The following is a 19979-nucleotide window of genomic DNA, read 5'->3' as shown; positions in this document are numbered from 1 at the left end:
GGGCCCTATCAGTACGGATGGATTTTGTTGTGTAGGGGCGGTTGTGCGAAGTCAAATCCATCCCTCCGCACAACCGGAGTCCTTAAAGGTTTACTTGGCCTGCTTATCGAGCGTGGGCTTCATGGCAATCAGGATTGCAGCGGCGACCATGGAGCCAATCACGATGTCCAGGCAGAACAGCGCGACGTTGTTGGTGGCAAGGGCGACAATAAAGCCACCGTGCGGGACGTAGCAGTCGATACCCTGGAAGGCAGCAAGCGCCGCACCCACGGCAGAACCGATGCAGATGCCGGGAAGGGTGTGACCGAGATCCTTGACCGCGAAGGGGATAGCGCCCTCGGTAATACCGATGCAGCCCATAAACAGTGCGGAGATACCCATCTGACGGTCAGCGTCATCGAACTTGTTCTTGGCGATGAGCGCAGCGAGGCCGCAAGCAATCGGGGGAATGGCGACAGCGACGCGGAACATACCGTTGGGGCCGTAGATGCCGGAGGCCATGATGGCCATGGTAAAGGTCGAAGCGGTCTTGTTGACGGGACCACCCATATCGAAGGCGGTCATAACGCCAATGACCAGGCCCAGGACGACGGCGGAGCCGCCCTGCAGGCTTCCGAGCACGCTGGTGAGCCAATCCATCACAAAGCCAAGCGGCGTGGCCAGGATGTAGATGTAGGCCATGCCCAGGACGAGCGAGGTCAGAATCGGGATGATCAGGATCGGCATGATGGTCTGGATGGTGTTGTTGACCTTCCAGGTCTTCATCCAGCGGACAAAGTAACCGCAGATGACAGCCATGATCATGGCGCCCAAGAAGCCGGTCGAAACGCTGTTGCCGCTCGGGGTGACGACGGCGTTGTTGACCAAGTAGCCCAGGACAAAACCGGGGGCAAGCGCGGGCTTGCCGGCCATCGAGTAAGCGATGTATGCCGCAAGCACCGGAATCATCATAGAGATGCCGGCCATACCGATGGTGTTAAGGCTCACCATCAACGGGTTGGTGACCTCCATGCCGTTAGCACCGGCGGTACCGGATGCCAACGAGAAGGCGAGGAACACGCCACCGATAACGACAATGGGGATAAAATAGGAAACGCCGGTATTGAATGCATTGAGCAGCGTCTTGCCAGGATCGGCAAAGATAGACTGCTTGGACGCCGGTGTCGGGGCCTGCGGGGCAGCGGAGACGGCCTTCTTCTCTGCCTTGGCCTCGGCCTTGGGCGCGTCAACGGCGCCACCCGTCGCCTTGATAATCTCAACAGCCTGGTCGATGATCTTGACCGGATCGGCAATCACATCGGAAGTACCGACCTTGAGGAACTTGCCCTCGGCCATCTTCTGCTCAAAACGGTCCTCGTTCTCGACACCCACGTCGACGGACTCCAGGACCAGGTCGGCGGAGTCCACGTCTTCCTGCGTGAGCTCATTCTCGATACCCAGGCCACCCTGAGCCTCGACCTTGCACTCGATGCCACGGGCGGCGCATTCATCCTGAATCGCCTTCTGGGCCATATACGTGTGGGCGATACCCACGGTACAGGCGGCAACGCCTACGATCTTCATTGCTTCCCTCTTTTCATAGAGTTGCGTGCGCAAGACACCGTTTGCGGAGGCCTCCGGAGCATCCCCTGCCGTTTGGACTTGCTGTCTTTTCGACAAGACCAATATAGGTGCTCATTTTTCTTAATACCAGCTTATTTCGGTAAACGCGCAGGTCAGAGCGTTGGTTATGCAATTTAGTTATGCGTTTAACCAAAAATGAATCCTGCGTTTTTGATCTCTTTTTTAAAAGTCAAGAAGTATTTAGATTTCTCGGTAGACGGCAGGCTTGCATAACCGCCACGAATTTCGGACCCCACGGATACGGTATTGTTGCATACTCATGAAAGGGTGAAAGGACAGGCAGAATCGTGTGCCCGCAACCCGAACGTGAACCACCGCGCCAAACAACGCAATTTGTCGGAAGGAGTCGCTGTGACCAAACAGCGCGTTACGATCGCAGACGTCGCCCGCGAGGCGGGAACTTCAACAGCCAGCGTCTCGTATTACCTCAACGACAAACGAGACAAGCTCAGCGACAAAACGCAGGCAAAGATCGCGCGCGTTATAAAGGAGCTGGGATACGTCCCCAACGCCCAGGCGCAAACACTCACCGGCAAACAGACCCGCGTCATCGCCATCATCATCTTGGATAACACCAACAAATGGGCGGGCCTCGTCCTCAACGGCATGGAGCAGGTCATGCTCCCCGCGGGCTACCAGACGGTTGTTTGCACGAGCAACTTTAACCCCGAGACCGAGCTCATGTATGTCGACAAAATGCTCTCGCTGGGCGTCGATGGCTTTATCATCCAGCCCACGGCAAACTTCAAAGCCGTGCACGACCGCATTAGACGCGCCGGCAAGCCGGTCGTCTTTTTCGATGCGGCCATCTATAGCCCAGGTACCAGCTGGATCAAGACCAACCTTTACGACGGTGTGTACAACGCCACGCAGGTACTCCTCGACGCCGGTTACGAAGATTTCTTTTCCATTGCCGCCAACATGACCGAAATGCGCACCCGCATGGAGCGTTTTCAGGGGTATGCCGAGGCGCTGGCAGCGAACGGACAGCTCTACAAAGCGATTTCCATCGACCACAACAAGCCGTCGGTCAGTGAGCTTACCGAGTACTTTAAATACAAGCTCAACCCCGCCAAGCGAACCCTTATCTTCGTGCAAAATCAGTGGGCACTTCCCCGTGTCTACAAGGCCCTCCAGCCCATGGCCCATCTGCTTCCGCAGCAAATCGGCCTTTTGGGACTCAACTGCGAAGACTGGACCAACCTCACCACGCCGACCGTCTCCACCATCATCGAGCCCGTCGACCAGGAAGGCAGAGAGGCGGCCGAGATGCTCCTCGCGCTACTCGATGGCAGCAGCACGCCCGGTGAGCAGCGTATTCTCGAATGCAAACTCAATTGGCTCGGTTCTACCTCGATCTAGACCGCGGGACAAATGAATCCGTAGCGTTTGTCCCAAATCTTAAGTATTTGTTCGATAGAACGGCCCTCGGCGGCTCCTGCTAGACTGGTAGACTCCCAACCGTCCGTCCAGGAGTCACCATGTCGCGCAAGTCCGCCTACAAGCAAGCACTTTCTATCGGCACCGCTGTGGTGCTGGGATTTGCGCTGTTTACGGGATCGCTCGACGGGGCGCCCAGACTGCTCTCGCCGCAAAGTGATGAACAGGCGGCGGCTCTGGCCGAGAAGCAAGACGAGAGTCCCAGCCGCACCGACGACGAGGCAGACCTGGTTGCCCGACTCGAATCGGGAACGGCAAACTCCACAGACTCCCAAAACAGCCCGAACTCTGGCGACAAGCCACATTCCGTCGCACCCGACACCGGTGATGACGCTTCCGCGGACAGCGCCGCCACCCCCATCGACGAGGTCGAAAACCCCAATCTCGACCGCGCCCGCGGCGTATACCTCAGCAGCATTCCTGACTACGCGGGTAACCCCTATGTTGCCCTGCGAGCCGACAGCACGCACCCGTTGGGCACACCATCATTCACGCTCGATGAATACGAGCACGCCGCCGAAGAGGGCTGCTTTAAGAAGTTCTCCAAGCTCGACAGCCTGGGCCGCACCCGCAAAGCGCTCGCTTGCGTGGGCCCCGAATCGCTCGGTCAAGGCGAGCGCGGCGATATCTCGCGTATCCATCCCGCTGGATGGCGCCAGCAACGCTACGACTTTATTCCGGGCCAGAGCCTCTACAACCGCTGTCACCTCATCGCCTGGTCGCTCTGCGGCGAAAACGCCAACCGCAAGAATCTCCTCACCGGCACGCGTTATCTCAACGAAACGGGCATGCTGCCATTTGAGGAGCAGATTCTCGGCTACATCCGCGATACGGGCAACCATGTGCTCTACCGCGTCACGCCCATGTACAACGAAGAGGAACTCGTCTGCCGTGGCGTGCGTCTTGAGGCGCAATCGGTCGAGGACCACGGCAAGACCCTGTGCTTCCACGTGTACTGCTACAACCTGCAGCCGCATGTGCAGATCGACTACGCTACCGGCCGCAATCAGGCCTCGGGAGACTAGGGGCGGCCAAGCTGCCCCAAAACTTAAAATGAACCGTTTTCCTCCATCCCCCAGCCAGGGATCAAAAAGGGCCGCCTGGATTGCCCAGAGCGGCCCTTGCATCGGCATGTATGTTACAGACAACGCCCAACGCTACTTGGCACGGCCCTCCTCATAGCGCTCGACCAGCTTGGCCTGAACGTCATAAGGCACCTGCTCATAGCCCGCAGGCTTCATGGTAAAGTCGCCCGTGCCGCGCGTGATGGAGCGCAGACGCGTCGAGTAATCCGTCAGCTCGGCGAGAGGCGCCTGAGCGATGACCACGGTGTCTCCGCGCTCATCGGTCTCCATACCCGTCACGCGACCGCGCGAGGCCGAGATGTCGCCCATCACGGCGCCGGCGTAGCTCTCGGGAATAGTCACCGTGATTTCCTCGATGGGCTCCAGCACCACCGGGTCGGCATCGGCGCATGCCTTGCGCAGGCCGATGCGAGCCGCCGCGCGGAACGCCATCTCGTTGGAGTCGACGCTGTGATACGAGCCGTCGTACACAGCCACGCGAATGCCCGTAAGCGGGTAGCCGGCAATGATGCCGTCCTTCATGGTCTCCTGAACGCCCTTGTCCACGGCAGGGATCAGCGAGCGCGGAATGCGGCCGCCTACGACCTCGTCCACAAACTCATAGCCGTCGCTCGTACCGTCGGGCCCAATGAGCGGCTCTACGCGCAGCCAGCAGTCACCATACTGGCCGGCGCCGCCGGTCTGCTTCTTGTGGCGGCCCTGGGCAGTTGCCGTGCGGCGAATGGTCTCGCGATACGGGATGCGAATCGGCACGCTCTTGGCCGCGACCTTGGTACGGTCCTCAAGACGATTGAGAAGGACCGAAACCTGCGCCTCGCCCACCGCCGAAATGATGGTCTGGCCGGTCTCCTCGTCGCGGTCGATGCTCATGGTCGGATCGGCCTTGCATGCCTTCTCGATAAACGTGTAGAGCTTCTCTTCGTCGCCGCGATTCTCGGCCTCGATGGCGATGCGGTACTGCGAGTTGGGGAACTTAAACGCCGCAGCCTCGACCTTGCCGGTAATCGAGAGCGTATCGCCCGTCTCGGCCGCCAGCTTGGGCGCCACGATGATATCGCCGGCATAGGCGTGACCAACCTCAGTCATGTCGCGGCCGCACATCACATACAGGTGAGCCAGACGATCGCTCTTGCGTGTGCGCGCGTTGATCAGCTCAAGGCCCGGCTCAAGCGTGCCCGTCAGCACCTTGATGAAGCTGATGCGACCCTGCTGAGGATCGGCCAGGGTCTTAAACACAAACGCCACCGGGCGGTCATCGTCGCTCGAGATCTTGAGCGAATCACCGTCGATGAGCGGCATCTCGCCGTAGTCCGTCGGCGCCGGGAAGTACGTGGCGATGTCGTCCATCAGCGAGTTGACGCCCTGCTCCTTAATGCAATCGCCCGCAAAGACCGGCACAAAGATGCGCTCGGCGATTGCCTTCGACAGCAGGCCTTCAAGCTCCTCCTGCGTCAGCGTCTCCTCGCCTTCCAAGTACTTCATCATCAGTTCGTCGTCAGCCTCGGACACCAGCTCGCACAGATGGTCATGGGCCTCCTCGGCCTGGGCACGATACTCCTCGGGAATCTCCGACTCAACGGCTTCGGCGCCGTTGCAATGGCGCGCCTTCATGCGCACCAGGTCGATGATACCGTCAAAGTCCTCGCCCTCGCCCCAGGGAAGGGTCACGGCGCCCAGGCGCGCGCCAAAGCGCTCCTGCAGCAGGTCCATCGTGGTCGCAAAGCTGGCCTCGGAGCGCGACAGGCGGTTTACGAACACCGCACGCGCCAGACGCAGGTCCTCGGCGGCATACCAGAGCTTAACCGTCGTAGGCTGCGGGCCGGCCTCAGCGTCGACCACAAACAGAGCCGTCTCGCAGACGCTCATCGCGGCAAAGGCGTCGCCGATAAAATCGGGGTAGCACGGGGCATCGAGCACATTAATGCGCGCACCCTTCCAGTCGATCGGCGCAATGGTCGTCGAGATGGAAAACGCACGCTTGACCTCTTCGGGGTCATAGTCGAGCGTGGGCTTGGTGCCGTCGTGGCCGCCCAGGCGGGCGGTCTTGCCGGAAAGGTGGAGCATGGCCTCGGCGAGTGAAGTCTTGCCCACCCCACCTTGGCCTACGAGCACCACGTTCCTTACGTTACCGGTCTTGGGAGCACCCATGATGACCTCCTTGCAGGGCCGCGCGCAATGCGCGACGCCAACGGGGAGAGTTCGCGGTCGATGCCGTCCCGGGAGCAGCATGGTCGGCAGCCGATCCGGCTCACCCTCCAAATGTCCTATGCCACCACCCTACCCTCGCGGGCGACTGTCCATGCACACCTTTCGGCGCACGTATGAATACGGGCGGCGAGAGGAAGGGCAAACGCCTGAGGCGGTTATTAAGCCCCATAGGCGCAAATAAAAACCGCCGCAGGCCATAAGACCTGCAGCGGTTTCGCCTCAATGTCTACTTGAGCCTAGCCCTCGATACGGCTCAGGAACTCGCGCGTGCGCCGTTCGCGCGGATGGCCGATAACCTGCTCGGCAGGACCCTCCTCGACAATGCGACCGCCGTCCATAAAGACCACGCGATCGGCAACATCGCGCGCAAACTGCATCGCATGGGTCACGATCACCATCGTCATATTCTGCGCGGCAAGGTCTTTAATGACGCGCAGCACCTCGGCCGTTAACTCGGGATCGAGTGCCGAGGTCGGCTCATCGAAGAACAAGATCTCTGGATCGAGCGCCAAGGCGCGCGCAATACTCACACGTTGCTGCTGACCGCCCGAAAGCTCGCATGGCACCTTGTTCTCGTTGCCCGTAAGCCCCATCTGCGCGATCAACTCACGCGCGCGTGCTTCGACCTGCTCGCGCGGGCGCTTTAGCACGCGGATCGGAGCGTCGGTAATGTTTTTCATCACGGTATAGTGCGGGAACAAATTGTAGTTCTGAAACACCAGGCCAAAGCGCGAGCGCGCCTGCTTGGGCACATCGCCTTTCGCATACACCGTGCCCGATCCCGCATCCGTCGCAACGGCTAGATCACCAAACGAAAGCGAGCCGCCGTCAAGCGTCTCGAGCAGCGTGGCGCAGCGCAACAGCGTTGACTTACCGCCGCCCGAAGGTCCGATAATCGCCACGACCTCGCCGCGCTTTACCTCGAGCGAGATATCCTTGAGCACCTCATTGCCACCAAACGCCTTGCGCGCGCTCGTTATATTCATTACCGTTCCGGACACGGGAACCTCCATGTGTTGAAAAGCACGACGGAACAGGCTAGTCGTGGTAGTAGTCAAGTCGCTTTTCGGCGGCGCCCAGCAGCATCTCGACCACAAAGTTAAAAACCCAGTAGATCAGTGCCGCAATCGCAAACGGCACCATGCTCACTTGAGAGGCAACCAGTGCCTTGGCCGTCGAGAACATCTCCCCCACGCCGATGGCAAACGCCAGCGACGTGTCCTTGACCAGCGTGATGATTTCGTTGCCCATCGCCGGCAAAATGCGCTTGGCGACCTGCGGCATCACAATGTACAAAAACGTCTGCAGGCGTGAGTAACCCAGCACCTCGGCGGCCTCATATTGACCACGCGGGATAGACTGCAAACCCGAGCGATAGATCTCGGCAAAGTAGCCGGCATAGTTGATGATGAATGCCACAACGCACGCTGTCCACTTGGAATCGGGCGTGAGCGAAATACCAAAGACATAATACGGAGCAAAGTAGATGGCAAACATCTGCAGCATGAGCGGCGTACCGCGCATGACCGAAATGTAGATGCGCGCAATCCAACGCAGCGGCGCGATTCTGCTCATACGCATAAACGCCACGGGAATTCCCAAGGGAATCGAGCCCAACAGCGTGAGCACAAACAACTGCAAACTGACCAAGAAACCCTGGCCAAGCATCTGCATCATGACCTGAATAGACAACCCAAGCTCTCTTTCACAGCAACAGAACAGCAGGTGTTAATTGAAATAGGCACAGTGCCCAAGATTGCGAGCGACAAGCCCGACGAAGCGTACTTTGGTACGCGAGGAGGGTTGGAGCCGCAAGGTTGGGTGCTGTGGCTATTTCAAAACCCAGTTGTCGAAGGATAGACCGTAGCTCGCATACTTGTCGCACAGGTCCTTGACTGTACCGTCCTCATAGAGCGCCTTGAGCGACTCGGTCACGGCGTCGGCCGACTTGGTGTCGCCCTTTTTAAAGCCAACGGCGTAGTGCTCGCTGGACAGCGGCTTGTCAAGTTGCGTATAGGCATCGGGCTTGGCGGCAAGCTGATACTGGGCGATCGAAAGGTCGCAAGCCACCGCATCGACCGCGCCGCTCTCGAGCTGCATAAAAGCCGTGTTGTACTCGCCGATGGTATCGAGCGTGGCAAACGTCGCCGCCAGATCCTTCTGGTCACCCTCTAGCACATCCTGTGCGGCAGAATCGGTCTGGGTAATCACGGTCTTGCCGGCAAGGTCGTCCCAACTCTTGATGCCCGCATCCTTCTTGACCACCAGCACCTGCTCATTGAGCATGTACGGCTCGGAGAACGTGTAGTCATCCTCGCGGCCCTCCATGGTAAAGCCGTTCCAGATGCAGTTGATGGCACCCGAGTTGAGCAGCGTATCCTTGGCGTCCCAGTCGATGGCCTCGTACTTGACCTCCCAGCCCTGCTTATCGGCAACTGCCTTGGCCAAATCGAGATCAAAGCCGGTGTACTCGCCATCGTCGCCCACAAAGCCATACGGAGGATAGGACTTGTCAAAGCCCACCACGAGCTTCTTAGACTCCACAGCGCCCTTGGCGTCCTTTGCCGCAGCAGAGCCGGCAGTGGAACCCTTGTCGGCACCACCGCCGCAGCCGACAAGACCAAGGCCAAGCACCGTGGCGAGCGAGCCGGCTAGACCAACAAACTGACGACGAGACATATCGGTATTCATGGTATTCCCCCTTGATGGCACTTTAGCTAAGTAAAGTGAGTCATGTAACGTTCAGAATCATACACTTTAGCGTGATAGAGCACAAGGCGAGTTTGCCCGCCGCGTGAGGGGTGTGGGGTTAAGTTTCCTGCTCTACAGTCCTGCTCACGACGGAGAGCACATTAAGTGCTCTCCTATTCGTGCGGAACTCGCGATAAACTTAACCCCCACACCCCTCACGCGGCGGGCAACCGTCGTTGGGCTTATCACTGACACGATTAAACCGCTTGCATATCGTCTGCTGGCTTGGCACGGTACAATACTTGCAGCTTTAATTCATGAATTAGTGGAGTTATTGATGGCAGAATCTCGTGCGGAGCGTAAGGCTCGTCGTGCTTTGATCGAGGCGGCTGAGGGGTCGGAGGAGAAAAAATCTTCCAAGAAATCCAAGTCGTCTCAGGACACGAAGGGTAAGTCGGCCAAGGGCAAGGCTAAGACCAAGCGTCCCAGCCCTCGTCGGAGCGAGGGTAAGGCACCTCAAGCTCGTTCCAAGCGCTCGCATAATGAGTCGTCCCGGTCCGCTCATAAGGCCGTTGATCCCAAGTCGCCTTGTTCCATCATGAAAGCTTGCGGTGGATGCACGGCGCTCAACAGGCCTTATAAGAAGCAGCTGGCGACCAAGCAGGCTGCTATGGATGAACTTTTTGCTGCTCTTTGCGAGCGTGAGGGCATAACCGTCGATCCCATTCGCGGTATGGACGTTACTCTGGGCGACCCGGGCAAATATCCTGCGCCGCGTGGTTTTCGCCATAAGGCCGCCACTCCCTTTGCCCCCGGCAAAGGGGGCGCTGTCCGCTGCGGCTTTTTTGAGCGCGGCACGCACAGAATCGTCGCTGTTCCCGAATGCCCCGTCGAGGCGCCGGGAGCCCGTCAGATTCTTAACGGCATTGCGCGTGAGGCCGAGCGCCTGCACATTCCCGCCTTTAACGAGGACAAGCATCTGGGCCTGCTTCGCTATGCCGTCGTTCGCTGCGGCTGGCGCACCGACCAGATCATGATCACCCTCGTTACCGCCCAGCGCGACCTGCCGCATGCGCAGGAATTCTTTGAGGCCATCGCCGCACTCGATCCGCGTATCGTCACCGTCGCCCAAAACATCAACGGACGCCCTGGCAACGCCATCCTGGGTGAGGAAACCCACATCGTGTATGGCGCTGAATGCATGCGCGACCAGCTACTCGGCTGCGAGTTCGATATCTCCCCCACCGCGTTCTACCAGACCAACCCGCAGCAGACCGAGCTGCTCTACCAGCTCGCTATCGACGGTATGGATCTGCACCAGGGCGATGTTCTCATGGATGCCTACTGCGGCAGCGGCACCATCGGTCTTTGCGCAGCTAAAGAAGCTCAGAACAAGGGCATCGGCATCATGTTACTTGGCGTGGAGCGCAACCCGGCGGGCATTGCCGACGCACGCCGCAACGCCGAGCTCAACGGTCTTACCCGCAGCGCCTGGTTTATGGCCGACGATGCCACCGACTACATCCTAGATGCCGCCGACAACAACGAGCGCATCGACGTCCTTTCCATCGATCCGCCGCGTGCCGGCTCTACCCCCGAGTTCCTCGAAGCCGCCTGCGCGCTTAGACCTCGCCGCATCACCTATATCAGCTGCAACCCTGTGACCCAAGGGCGTGACCTGCACCAGCTCCTCGACGGTGGTTATCGCCTGCTCAAGATCACGCCCGTCGACATGTTCCCCCATACCGACCACACCGAAACTGTAGCGGTCCTCGAGCGCCGCTAATCCACCGGTACAAGAAGGGGGCGACCCGTCTGGGCCGCCCCCTTACTTGGTTTATGAACTCCGCTACATCCTCTTGCGCAGGTCACACACGCCGGCTGCCGCCATCTCGCGCAGTAGCGTCTCGCGGTCGCGCGTCACGATCAAATCCAGCGGAAAGTGAATCTCGTCGAGCATCTTGCGCGCTTGGTCGAGCTTACCAATTGCCATACCAATGTGCGCATCGGTCGAGACGCCAATTCCCACGCCCAGCTCGGCGCACCGCTCGGCAATCTTGCGGCACACGTCCCAATGCTCGGCATCCGCGCCATGCTCAAGACTGTGATTGTTGATCTCGATGATCTTGTGCTTAGCCTTAGCAGCAAGCAACACCTCGTCGATATCGAACGGCACGCCCGATCGACCCGTATGCCCCAGCATAAACACCTTGGGGTGCTCCAGAGCATTGATATACATCTCGGTCGTCTGGGCCAGCGTCGCGCCTTCAGCGAACTGCGGATTATGCACGCTTGCAACCAAATAATCCAAATTACGCGTAACCCGATCGAACAGCGAATGCTGACGGCTGTACGAATCGCCGGCAATATCGAGCGTGACAGGAGTGTCCTCGCCAAACAGACTTCCGTCCAGCGAAACGATATCGGCCTCGGCGCCACGCAGCACCAACACGCCGCTCCAAATGCGCGGCCATATATCCTGGTTGATAAAGAACTGGTAACTGCGCAGGTCATTGGGGCAAGCCGTAACCATAGAGCTCAGATGGTCGGCAGATCCAAGCACCTGCAGGCCACGCTCTGCCGCCCAGTACACATTCTCCTCAATGGTCGAATATGCATGCGCAGAGAACATCGTATGGGTATGAATGTCACAGGAAAGCAGGTAGGGCATCAGGTCTCCTTATCTGGTATGGCCGTCGCGTATATTCATTGTACGCATAGCCTTCGATAGTCGTAAAACCGCTCCATCCCAAAGACACAACGTCCATGACAACGGGGTCCGGTTTAACACCAAACCCCGTTTCACGTAAAACATTGTAGGCAGAGCGCTCTGCTTTTAACGATACTCGTCCGCCAACTGTTTCCAAGCGGGTAGCGAATTGATAATCGTTTCGTAACTCACGCAATAACCCAAGCGGAACCAACCCGGCATGCCAAAGCTATCCGAAGGCACCGCGAGCAACTCGTACTTCTTTGCACGCTCGCAAAAAGCGTTTGCGTCGGGCTCGAGCGCCTTCACCCACAGATAGAAAGCGCCGTCCGGCTCAACGTAGGTGTAGCCGTACTCCGCCAATGCGTCGGTGAGCGCCGTTCGGTTGCGAGCATAGGCTTCGACATCACTCGGCTCATCGATGCAGTCGATAATCACGCGCTGGAAGAGCGCCGGTGCGCACACAAAACCCAGTGTACGGGCGGCACCGGCGACAGCCGGCATAAGGCGAGCAGCCTGCGGATTGGTGTTGGGAACCAAAATCCAACCCACACGCTCACCCGGCAGCGACAGCGACTTGGAATACGAATAGCACACGACGGTGTTCTCGTAGATTGAGGGTACCCAGGGCACCTCGGCACCGTACACGATCTCGCGGTACGGCTCATCCGAGATGAGCATAATCGGATTCTCGGGATCACGCTTGGCATTGACCTCGCGCAGAACATTGGCCAGTCGCGTCAGCGTGTCGCGCGTATATACGGCACCGGTCGGGTTGTTGGGCGAGTCGATAATGACGGCCGCCGTCTTATCAGTAATCGCCTTGAGCACGTTGCCCACGCTCAGCTGGAACGTGTCTTCATCGGCGGGTGCCTCGACACACGTACAGCCGGCCTTCTCAATCCACACGCGATACTCCGGAAAGTACGGGGCGATAACAATGACCTCGTCACCGGGATTGGTAACAGCGTTGAGCGTGCAGGTGAGCGAAGCCGCCGCACCCACGGTCATAAAGACATCTTTACCCTCATAGCTCGTGCCAAAACGACGGTTGAGCGACTCGGCCACAGCGACACGACATTGCGGCAGGCCTGGTGCGGGCGTGTATCCGTGCAGTTGGTCGCTCGGCAGCTCCAAGGCCTTTTTGATGGACTCCGCCACGGCAGCGGGCGCCGGAACACTCGGGTTGCCCAGCGAAAAATCGAATACGTTCTCCGCACCGATCTGTGCCTTGCGTTCAAGTCCATAGCTAAAGATCTCGCGGATGATAGAGCTTTCCGCGCCGCGAGCAAACATGGTTTCGTTGATCATCTGTTCCCCTTTCGCATAGGCGGTATTGTACGCTTTAGTCAAGCAAAGTACCGCAGCAATGTTAATTGGGGACAGACTTAAATGCGTGAAAACGCTCATTTAAGTCTGTCCCCAATCAACAGATGGCCCCATATCGCTCAAAAAAGCCTCCGCAGGTTTCCCCGCGGAGGCTCTCACGACAAAGATTACTCGTCGGCCTCGGTGTCGCCATCGGCCTTTTTTGTGTCAGCAGCCTCGACATCGTCAGCGCTATCGGATGCGACTTCGGCATCCTCCTGCATGGCCGCCTGCGCAAAAGCTGCGGCATCAGCCGCCAGCTCCTCCTCGCTCATACGAGGCGCGCGCTTTTTGGTCGGCACGCCGGCCGCCTTGGCATTGCGCTCCTCCTTGGCTGCCAGAATGTCGCCCTCGCGCTCAAGGTAGGCATCCCAGTCGTTGTCGAGCAGGGCGTTCACGGCGTCGCCTTCGACGGTCTCGCGCTCAAGCAGCACCTTCGCCATCAGATCGAGCTGATCGCGACGGGCATCCAAAATCTCAACAGCACGGCGATGGGCCTCACGCATGATGCGCTGAACCTCGATATCGATGCGGCGCGCCGTCTCCTCGGAGTAATCCTGGTGATCGGCATAATCGCGACCAAGGAACACCTGATGCTGTGCCTCGCCAAACACTTGCGTGCCCAGCTCCTCGCTCATGCCCAAACGCGTAACCATCTCGCGCGCCATCTTGGTCGCGCGCTCCAGATCGTTGCTCGCGCCCGATGTAATGTCATCGCACATGAGCTCCTCGGCAACGCGACCGCCCAAGAACACGGCAAGCTCGTCGAGCATCTCGTTCTTGGTCTTGAGGAAGTGATCCTCCTGCGGAAGCTGCAGCGTATAGCCCAGAGCCTGACCGCGGCTGACAATCGAAATCTTGTGAACCGGATCGGAGTGCTCCAGGATGTGACCCACCAGAGCATGACCGCTCTCGTGGTAGGCAATCGTGGTGCGCTCGGCTTCGGTCATCACGCGCCCCTTGCGCTGCGGTCCTGCAATCACGCGCTCCATCGATTCTTCGACCTCGTCCATCGAGATCACGGAGCGATGACGGCGAGCGGCAAGCAGTGCGGACTCGTTGAGCAGGTTTGCCAGATCGGCACCGGTAAAGCCAACGGTCATCTGGGCGAGCTTCTCAAACTTAACGTCCTCATCCATTGGCTTGTTCTCGGCATGCACGCGCAAGATCTGCTCGCGCCCCTTCACATCCGGGCGGTCGACCGTAACCTGGCGGTCAAAACGACCGGGGCGCAGCAATGCCGGATCCAGAATATCGGGGCGGTTGGTCGCGGCGATCAGGATGACCGATTCGCTTTCCTCAAAACCGTCCATTTCGACCAGCAGCTGGTTGAGCGTCTGCTCGCGCTCGTCGTGACCGCCGCCCAGACCGGCTCCGCGCTGACGTCCCACGGCATCGATCTCGTCAATGAAGATGATCGACGGAGCCTGAGACTTGGCCTCCTTAAAGAGGTCGCGCACGCGGCTGGCGCCGACGCCCACGAACATCTCGACAAAGTCAGAGCCCGAGATGCTAAAGAACGGGACACCGGCCTCTCCGGCAACGGCCTTGGCCAGTAACGTCTTACCGGTACCCGGAGGGCCCACCAGCAAAACGCCGCGCGGGATCTTGGCACCCAGCTTGCGATAACGGTCCGGATCGCTCAAGAAATCGCGAATCTCTTCGAGCTCCTCAACAGCCTCGTCCACGCCGGCAACGTCTTCGAACTTGACCTTGGGACGCGTAGCCTCGTTGGTCTTGGCGTTGGTCTTGCCAAACTGCATGTTCCTATTATTGGCGCCCATCATCTGGCGCATAAAGTAGAACATGATGGCGATCAGGGCAATCGTCGGCAGTACGCTCATCGCCAAGTCGCCCCAAAAATCGGGGTCGTTGGTGTTGACGATGTACTTAGTGTCGGGATGCTCCGCCATGAGCTCGGCAAGCGAATCGGAGCCGACATAGGTCGAGGAAAAGCTCTTGAGCTCACTCGTGTCGCCCTTGTCCTTTTTCGCCTTCCAGTAATGACCCGTCACGCTTCCGTCCTGAACCGTATAGGTCAGATCTTCGACGCGATCCTGCTTGATAGCGCTCACCATCTCGCTCGTCGCGAGCTTAACGGTATTGCTGGAGCTGGCAAAGCCGGAGCCCATATTAAAGAAGGCGTAGCCCAGAAGTGCGCAAGCCAAAAGAAAATACAGCCAGCCCGTACGTGTGGGTTTCTTGCCTCCGGGCATCCCCGGAATCTTAGGGTCCCGGGGTGTCTGGGAATTGTAGTCGTTACGGTCGTCGGGCATCTTACGAATAAACCTCCGGTTTCAAAATGCCCAGATACGGAAGGTTGCGATAGCGCTCGGCATAGTCGAGGCCGTAGCCCACCACAAAGGCATCGGGGCAATGGGTTCCAACATACTTGGGCGTAATGGCCGAGATGCGATCCTCAACGTCCTTCCACAGGAAGGCGGCGACCTCCAGAGAAGCGGGCTTGCGGCTCTCAAGGTTCTTCATCAGATACTTGAGCGTCAGGCCCGAGTCCAGAATGTCTTCAACGATCAGCACGTCACGACCGCGGATATCGATATCAAGGTCTTTGATGATACGCACGATGCCCGAGGACTTCACACCGTCGCCATAGCTCGAAACGGCCATGAAATCGATATTGGTCGGCAGCTCGATCTTGCGCATCAGGTCGCCCATAAAGACCACGGCGCCGCGCAAGACCGCAATCAGCACCAGATCCTTACCCGCGTAGTCGCGCGTAATCTCCTCGCCCAGGCGAGAGACGATACCGTCGATATCCTCCTGCGTAAACAGAACCTTCTCGATATCCGGATGTTGAGAAGCCATGACAACCCTTTCTTGTGCTTAATCGCCCACACACCGCCGTATGGACGCGAACTACACATTCTAGCAGCGCACGGGGTATATTTTCCAGCCCGTGCACCATCAGCGCGGGAATACCGTCAACGCCGCACAGAAAAACTGGTGCGAGGGGCTAATCCGCGTCAACCACGCGAAGCAGATAGGCCACACGCGTCGCCGCCGTGCACTTAAAGCGTTCGTCCGCGCGAACTCCGGCGACCCACACCACGACACCCCCCGGTGCCGTCCTTACCATGGGCACGCCGGTGCGCTCGGAAACGGGAATACGAGCCTCGCACAACAAGTCGGATACCTTCTTGCTTCGGCCACTCATGCCTAACGGGCACATCACGTCTCCCGGTGCGGGACCGTCCACCCACAGGCGCGCCAATCGCCCCTCGGCAGGAACCTCGCCGCGCGAGCCCGCCAAGATCCGCTCGCTATCGCTGTTGGCAAAACCCAGGGCAGCCGCGTCCACCAAAGCTGCCACTTCCCCAGCAGCCGCAAACTCACGGGCGCGGCGCACGATATCGCATCCCGGCTCAACGGATATCGCTTCTGTGACCAGCATACATCCCCCGCCCAACGACATACGGCCGGGTATGGTAATCCAGTCCGCAACCAAGCCCTCACGAGCCGCCGGCGCCTTAAACGCCAGCATGCCAAACTCAACACGTGCGTCAATCCCCGCCGGAAGCGTAACCGAACCCGCACCCTCGGCAACACAGGAGAGGACTCGCTCCACATGGCGCATCTCTGGGCGAGCGTCCGGATCGATGCGTTTAATCGCCAGTCGCACGATGCGCCGCGCGATTACCACCTCGGCCGCAGCAAGGCGTCTGGCATCAAGCACCAGCGCGCCCGCTGCCTCTTTGCGCAGGCAGCTTCGAAACGCCTGTGCCGACAACTGGGATAGAAACGCATCCTCATCACCCAAGATCTCACAGGCGGCACCAATCGTCTTGCACACGCTCGCATTACGCTGCGCCAGCACTGGCATTACCCGGTGGCGAACGTAGTTTCGCAGATACGAGATATCTTCGTTGGTCTCGTCCTCGCGCCACGGCTGACCATGCACCTGCAGATAGCCCACAAGCTCGCCATGAGTTAGGTCGAGCAAGGGGCGTACCACAATATTCCTTCGGCGGGGAATGCTCGAGAGCCCAGCAGGGCCCGACCCCTTAATGGCGTTCATCAAAAATGTTTCCGCGCGGTCTGAAGAGGTATGGGCAGTACAGATGCGCGCCGCCGTTCTCGGCGTCCCCATCTTGGCACAAAGCTCACGAACATACCTTCGCGCCGCGGCATAACGCACCTCGCGCGCAGCCGCCTCGATATTGCCCGACTCCCCATCAAAATAGGCGTGCTCCACGCACAGCGGTAAGCCGTATTGTGCGCAGAGCTCGCGCACAAAGGCCTCGTCGCCGTCGGATGCCTTGCCTCGCAGGTGATGGTTTACATGAAGCACATGTAGGCGCTCGCGAGCAATGGGGGCAACGCCGCGTCCATCTTGGATATCCAGCTTTGATGTGCACGCCATAAGAAGCAGTGCCGTCGAGTCCGCACCGCCTGATACCATGAGCACCACAGGAGCAGCCTGCTGCCTCGTCCGGGTCTCATCGACTGCCCCGGGTACGGCATGGTGTCCGTAATGCTGTGATACCGTTGGCATTCGCTTCCTCCTCTATTCGTCAGCACTCATTGTATCCTTTGGAATCTTATGTCTCGCCTGCACCTTCATATCCTCGGCAGCGGCTCTAAAGGCAACTGCGCACTCATCGAGGGCCCGCAGGGGCTCATTATGGTCGATGACGGACTGTCCCGCCGCGAAACGCTCAAACGCATGGCTGAGCTCGGCCTTTCGGCAGACGACGTGTCCGCCCTCGTTGTCACCCATGAGCACAGCGACCACATTAAGGGGCTTGAGGTGTGGTGTAAACATTGGAACGGACCGGTCTTTTCCAGCAGAGGCACGCTCGCATCAAAGGAAAGCCTCGCACATCTGTCTGTTGAGGAATTCGACCCAGGTGACGCCCTCTCTATTGCCGGGGTCCACATTCAAACGTATTCGACATCGCACGACGTCGTCAATCCTGTCGGCTACCGTTTTGATACCCAGGGTGATTCGGTTGGCTTTGCCACCGACACCGGCGAGTTGTCTAAGCATGCCATCGATACGCTCAGGGACTGTCGCATTCTTGCGCTCGAAAGCAACCACGATGTAGCCATGCTGAGTCAAGGAGACTATCCTCGCTTTCTTCAGGAACGCATCCTGTCTGCAAAAGGGCATCTCTCCAACGATCAGGCCGCCGATGCCGCACGCGCGCTGGTAACCGATCGCACCGAGCAGCTTATCGCGATGCACATTAGCCAAGACAACAATCGCCCAAGCCTTACCGTCAAAAGCTACGCAAGCTCACTTGGGGCAACACTCGACAACGAGCTTGGTAGCACCGCCACCCGCGTTGAGGGGCCACATAAACTCACAATACGTCCCGCCGGGCAATATCGGCCCATGACCATTCAGTAGGCTGTCTCAAATATTCAGTAGGCTGTCTCAAATAGAAAAGGGGGCCGGGAATCGCTTCCCAGCCCCCTTAGCTCAGGCACCGATGTTAATGGCCGATAACGTTAGTCGATGAAAATCTTCGTAACGTTCTTCTTCTCGACAATCTTAGGAACCGTAACGGTAAGGATGCCGTCAGCATACTTTGCAGAAAGGCCCTCGCTCGAAGCATCCTTCAGGTACACACCGCGCGTCGCGCTGTAAGAGCAAAACTCCTTCTGCAGGTAGTTCTTGTCCTTATTCTCTTCGCTCTCCTCAACATTCACGCTAATGGAAAGACGACCCTCATTAAGCTCAACGTCGATGTCGTCCTTCGCGACGCCGGTCAAATAAGCCTTGACCTCGTAACCGTCGCCCTTGTCCTCAACATCAACGGGAAACGCCTTGGAGGCGATCGAGTTATTTGCCAGATCGGTCATATCATCAAACAGATCGAACAACGAGCTAGCAGAGGGACGAACACCAAAAACCGAACGATAAGGAACCATGCTTGCCATGACTACCACTCCTTTAAGGGACTGCCGAGCCATCTTCTAGGTGGCAGGGACTTCTTTTGACGCTTTAATATATGCCCATCCATTTCTTATATATACATATTGATATAAAGTTTTTTGAGTCTCTATCTATAAGCATATCTAAGTCTATGTGACTAAGGTTTAATGAGGTCAAGGTTCTTTGAACCGTGCCTTAAATACCAAATGTGCCCTAGCTAAACAAAGCTGGGGCTTACAATGAGCGTATACACAATATTAATGACAACCTAAGGGCATCATGGACGATCAAGCCTCCGACAATTCGTATGATCAGATGCAGAACGATAAATCAACCTATCCGCAGACCATACGCTACCATCGTCCCCATATTTCCCAAGAGCCTATTGACGATACAGAGCCTGAATATGTAACTCGCAATCGTTATCAAACCCTTGAAGAATCTCAATCAGGTCGCAAACACATGGGCGTCGCACCGAGCGAATCGGCGTATCTCAAAGATGCCCCCTTATCCAAAAACAGCGCATACAACCAGGAGCAGGCCCGAAAACCCGCTAAGCAACAACGAAGAGAGCCTCGCCCTAAGCAGACCCTAACGCATTCTGCCCGCTATTTAGAGACGCCGAAGCAAGGAAAATCGATATTTATATCGTCTAGCAGACGACGCAAACAGCACCGGCTCCAAATCGCGCTCCTGATCATTGCCATCGCGGCAATCGCGCTGGTCATTCGTTTTATTTTCTTCAAATAGAAAAGACAATTAAGCCGTAGAGGCTTTAGGTTTACAACGCCCAAACGCAAAAAAGGGGGAGGCCGCGAGGCCTCCCCCTTCTCAGTCCAAGCGCACGGCTCGGTGCCGTCCACCGGTCAGCGGCGCCCTGGCCTCCCACGGGCTGGCCCCGCAGTACTCTCGGCGCGATGGGGCTTAGCTTCCGGGTTCGGAACGGGACCGGGCG

Annotated in this window: 16 protein-coding genes and 1 rRNA gene; 5 read left to right on the top strand and 12 right to left on the bottom strand. The window is 58.2% G+C overall.

Features of this window, described 5'->3' with window-relative positions; all coding sequences use genetic code 11:
* Nucleotides 1-90: 90 nt before the first annotated feature.
* On the bottom strand, nucleotides 91-1563 hold the full coding sequence (locus tag ACTM82_RS03765; RefSeq protein ID WP_441054491.1) for a PTS fructose transporter subunit IIC: 1473 nt from the start codon (nucleotides 1561-1563) through the stop codon (nucleotides 91-93).
* Nucleotides 1564-1974: 411 nt separating this feature from the next.
* On the opposite strand from ACTM82_RS03765, the gene ACTM82_RS03760 reads away from it, so the two are divergent.
* Entirely contained in the window at nucleotides 1975-2985 is a 1011-nt protein-coding gene (locus tag ACTM82_RS03760; protein ID WP_441048885.1) for a LacI family DNA-binding transcriptional regulator, read from the top strand.
* 119 nt (nucleotides 2986-3104) lie between these two features.
* Nucleotides 3105-4088, top strand: a complete 984-nt coding sequence (locus ACTM82_RS03755) for a DNA/RNA non-specific endonuclease (protein WP_441054489.1) — start codon at nucleotides 3105-3107, stop codon at nucleotides 4086-4088.
* Nucleotides 4089-4220: 132 nt separating this feature from the next.
* On the opposite strand, the gene ACTM82_RS03750 is transcribed toward ACTM82_RS03755, so the two are convergent.
* The 4 genes from ACTM82_RS03750 to ACTM82_RS03735 all read right to left on the bottom strand — a co-directional run bounded on the left by ACTM82_RS03750 (nucleotide 4221) and on the right by ACTM82_RS03735 (nucleotide 9047).
* Nucleotides 4221-6296 carry an elongation factor G gene (locus tag ACTM82_RS03750; protein ID WP_441054487.1) on the bottom strand — a complete coding sequence of 692 codons (2076 nt, stop codon included), beginning with the start codon at nucleotides 6294-6296 and terminating at the stop codon, nucleotides 4221-4223.
* Between the two features lie 296 nt (nucleotides 6297-6592).
* Nucleotides 6593-7342 (bottom strand): amino acid ABC transporter ATP-binding protein, encoded by a 750-nt coding sequence (locus ACTM82_RS03745; RefSeq protein WP_195838601.1) that lies wholly within the window; start codon nucleotides 7340-7342, stop codon nucleotides 6593-6595.
* A gap of 52 nt (nucleotides 7343-7394) precedes the next feature.
* Complete coding sequence (locus tag ACTM82_RS03740; protein ID WP_154517772.1) at nucleotides 7395-8048, bottom strand: amino acid ABC transporter permease; 654 nt, start codon at nucleotides 8046-8048, stop codon at nucleotides 7395-7397.
* A 138-nt stretch (nucleotides 8049-8186) separates the two neighbouring features.
* Nucleotides 8187-9047: a transporter substrate-binding domain-containing protein gene (locus ACTM82_RS03735; RefSeq protein ID WP_441048882.1), complete on the bottom strand. Its 861-nt coding sequence runs from the start codon at nucleotides 9045-9047 to the stop codon at nucleotides 8187-8189.
* A 337-nt stretch (nucleotides 9048-9384) separates the two neighbouring features.
* On the opposite strand from ACTM82_RS03735, the gene rlmD reads away from it, so the two are divergent.
* Nucleotides 9385-10833 (top strand): 23S rRNA (uracil(1939)-C(5))-methyltransferase RlmD, encoded by a 1449-nt coding sequence (rlmD, locus tag ACTM82_RS03730; protein WP_441054485.1) that lies wholly within the window; start codon nucleotides 9385-9387, stop codon nucleotides 10831-10833.
* A 63-nt stretch (nucleotides 10834-10896) separates the two neighbouring features.
* Here rlmD and ACTM82_RS03725 read toward each other — a convergent pair whose 3' ends face one another.
* The 5 genes from ACTM82_RS03725 to tilS form a co-directional block, all read right to left on the bottom strand.
* Complete coding sequence (locus ACTM82_RS03725) at nucleotides 10897-11718, bottom strand: phosphatase (RefSeq protein ID WP_154517764.1); 822 nt, start codon at nucleotides 11716-11718, stop codon at nucleotides 10897-10899.
* 165 nt (nucleotides 11719-11883) lie between these two features.
* Nucleotides 11884-13068: a pyridoxal phosphate-dependent aminotransferase gene (locus ACTM82_RS03720; protein ID WP_154517761.1), complete on the bottom strand. Its 1185-nt coding sequence runs from the start codon at nucleotides 13066-13068 to the stop codon at nucleotides 11884-11886.
* Between the two features lie 185 nt (nucleotides 13069-13253).
* Nucleotides 13254-15401: an ATP-dependent zinc metalloprotease FtsH gene (gene ftsH, locus ACTM82_RS03715; RefSeq protein WP_427719758.1), complete on the bottom strand. Its 2148-nt coding sequence runs from the start codon at nucleotides 15399-15401 to the stop codon at nucleotides 13254-13256.
* Between the two features lies 1 nt (nucleotide 15402).
* On the bottom strand, nucleotides 15403-15951 hold the full coding sequence (gene hpt, locus ACTM82_RS03710) for a hypoxanthine phosphoribosyltransferase (RefSeq protein WP_154517754.1): 549 nt from the start codon (nucleotides 15949-15951) through the stop codon (nucleotides 15403-15405).
* A gap of 148 nt (nucleotides 15952-16099) precedes the next feature.
* A complete protein-coding gene (gene tilS, locus ACTM82_RS03705; protein ID WP_441054483.1) occupies nucleotides 16100-17638 on the bottom strand; it encodes a tRNA lysidine(34) synthetase TilS in 1539 nt (512 codons plus the stop codon).
* Nucleotides 17639-17686: 48 nt separating this feature from the next.
* Between tilS and ACTM82_RS03700 the strand changes: the two genes are divergently transcribed.
* Complete coding sequence (locus tag ACTM82_RS03700) at nucleotides 17687-18496, top strand: MBL fold metallo-hydrolase (protein ID WP_441054481.1); 810 nt, start codon at nucleotides 17687-17689, stop codon at nucleotides 18494-18496.
* Nucleotides 18497-18597: 101 nt separating this feature from the next.
* Here the strand turns inward: ACTM82_RS03700 and ACTM82_RS03695 are convergent, their stop codons facing one another.
* Complete coding sequence (locus ACTM82_RS03695) at nucleotides 18598-19029, bottom strand: Hsp20 family protein (protein WP_427728790.1); 432 nt, start codon at nucleotides 19027-19029, stop codon at nucleotides 18598-18600.
* Between the two features lie 274 nt (nucleotides 19030-19303).
* Between ACTM82_RS03695 and ACTM82_RS03690 the strand changes: the two genes are divergently transcribed.
* On the top strand, nucleotides 19304-19774 hold the full coding sequence (locus ACTM82_RS03690; protein WP_441054479.1) for a hypothetical protein: 471 nt from the start codon (nucleotides 19304-19306) through the stop codon (nucleotides 19772-19774).
* A 114-nt stretch (nucleotides 19775-19888) separates the two neighbouring features.
* Here ACTM82_RS03690 and rrf read toward each other — a convergent pair.
* Nucleotides 19889-19979: ribosomal RNA gene (rrf, locus tag ACTM82_RS03685) — 5S ribosomal RNA — on the bottom strand; the annotation flags it as partial.

Source organism: Collinsella sp. HCP3S3_E5 (genome assembly GCF_052067635.1).
Taxonomy (GTDB): domain Bacteria; phylum Actinomycetota; class Coriobacteriia; order Coriobacteriales; family Coriobacteriaceae; genus Collinsella.
This window is presented reverse-complemented; position numbering and strand designations above follow the sequence as displayed.

Bases quoted from the DNA above. Each gene is read 5' to 3' on its own strand.
- ACTM82_RS03720 (WP_154517761.1), bottom strand. From the start codon at position 13,068: ATGATCAACGAAACCATGTTTGCTCGCGGCGCGGAAAGCTCTATCATC.
- rlmD (WP_441054485.1), top strand. From the start codon at position 9,385: ATGGCAGAATCTCGTGCGGAGCGTAAGGCTCGTCGTGCTTTGATCGAG.
- tilS (WP_441054483.1), bottom strand. From the start codon at position 17,638: ATGCCAACGGTATCACAGCATTACGGACACCATGCCGTACCCGGGGCA.
- ACTM82_RS03695 (WP_427728790.1), bottom strand. From the start codon at position 19,029: ATGGCAAGCATGGTTCCTTATCGTTCGGTTTTTGGTGTTCGTCCCTCT.
- ACTM82_RS03725 (WP_154517764.1), bottom strand. From the start codon at position 11,718: ATGCCCTACCTGCTTTCCTGTGACATTCATACCCATACGATGTTCTCT.
- ACTM82_RS03755 (WP_441054489.1), top strand. From the start codon at position 3,105: ATGTCGCGCAAGTCCGCCTACAAGCAAGCACTTTCTATCGGCACCGCT.
- ACTM82_RS03745 (WP_195838601.1), bottom strand. From the start codon at position 7,342: ATGAATATAACGAGCGCGCGCAAGGCGTTTGGTGGCAATGAGGTGCTC.
- ACTM82_RS03700 (WP_441054481.1), top strand. From the start codon at position 17,687: ATGTCTCGCCTGCACCTTCATATCCTCGGCAGCGGCTCTAAAGGCAAC.
- ACTM82_RS03765 (WP_441054491.1), bottom strand. From the start codon at position 1,563: ATGAAGATCGTAGGCGTTGCCGCCTGTACCGTGGGTATCGCCCACACG.
- ACTM82_RS03690 (WP_441054479.1), top strand. From the start codon at position 19,304: ATGGACGATCAAGCCTCCGACAATTCGTATGATCAGATGCAGAACGAT.
- hpt (WP_154517754.1), bottom strand. From the start codon at position 15,951: ATGGCTTCTCAACATCCGGATATCGAGAAGGTTCTGTTTACGCAGGAG.
- ACTM82_RS03735 (WP_441048882.1), bottom strand. From the start codon at position 9,047: ATGAATACCGATATGTCTCGTCGTCAGTTTGTTGGTCTAGCCGGCTCG.
- ftsH (WP_427719758.1), bottom strand. From the start codon at position 15,401: ATGCCCGACGACCGTAACGACTACAATTCCCAGACACCCCGGGACCCT.
- ACTM82_RS03750 (WP_441054487.1), bottom strand. From the start codon at position 6,296: ATGGGTGCTCCCAAGACCGGTAACGTAAGGAACGTGGTGCTCGTAGGC.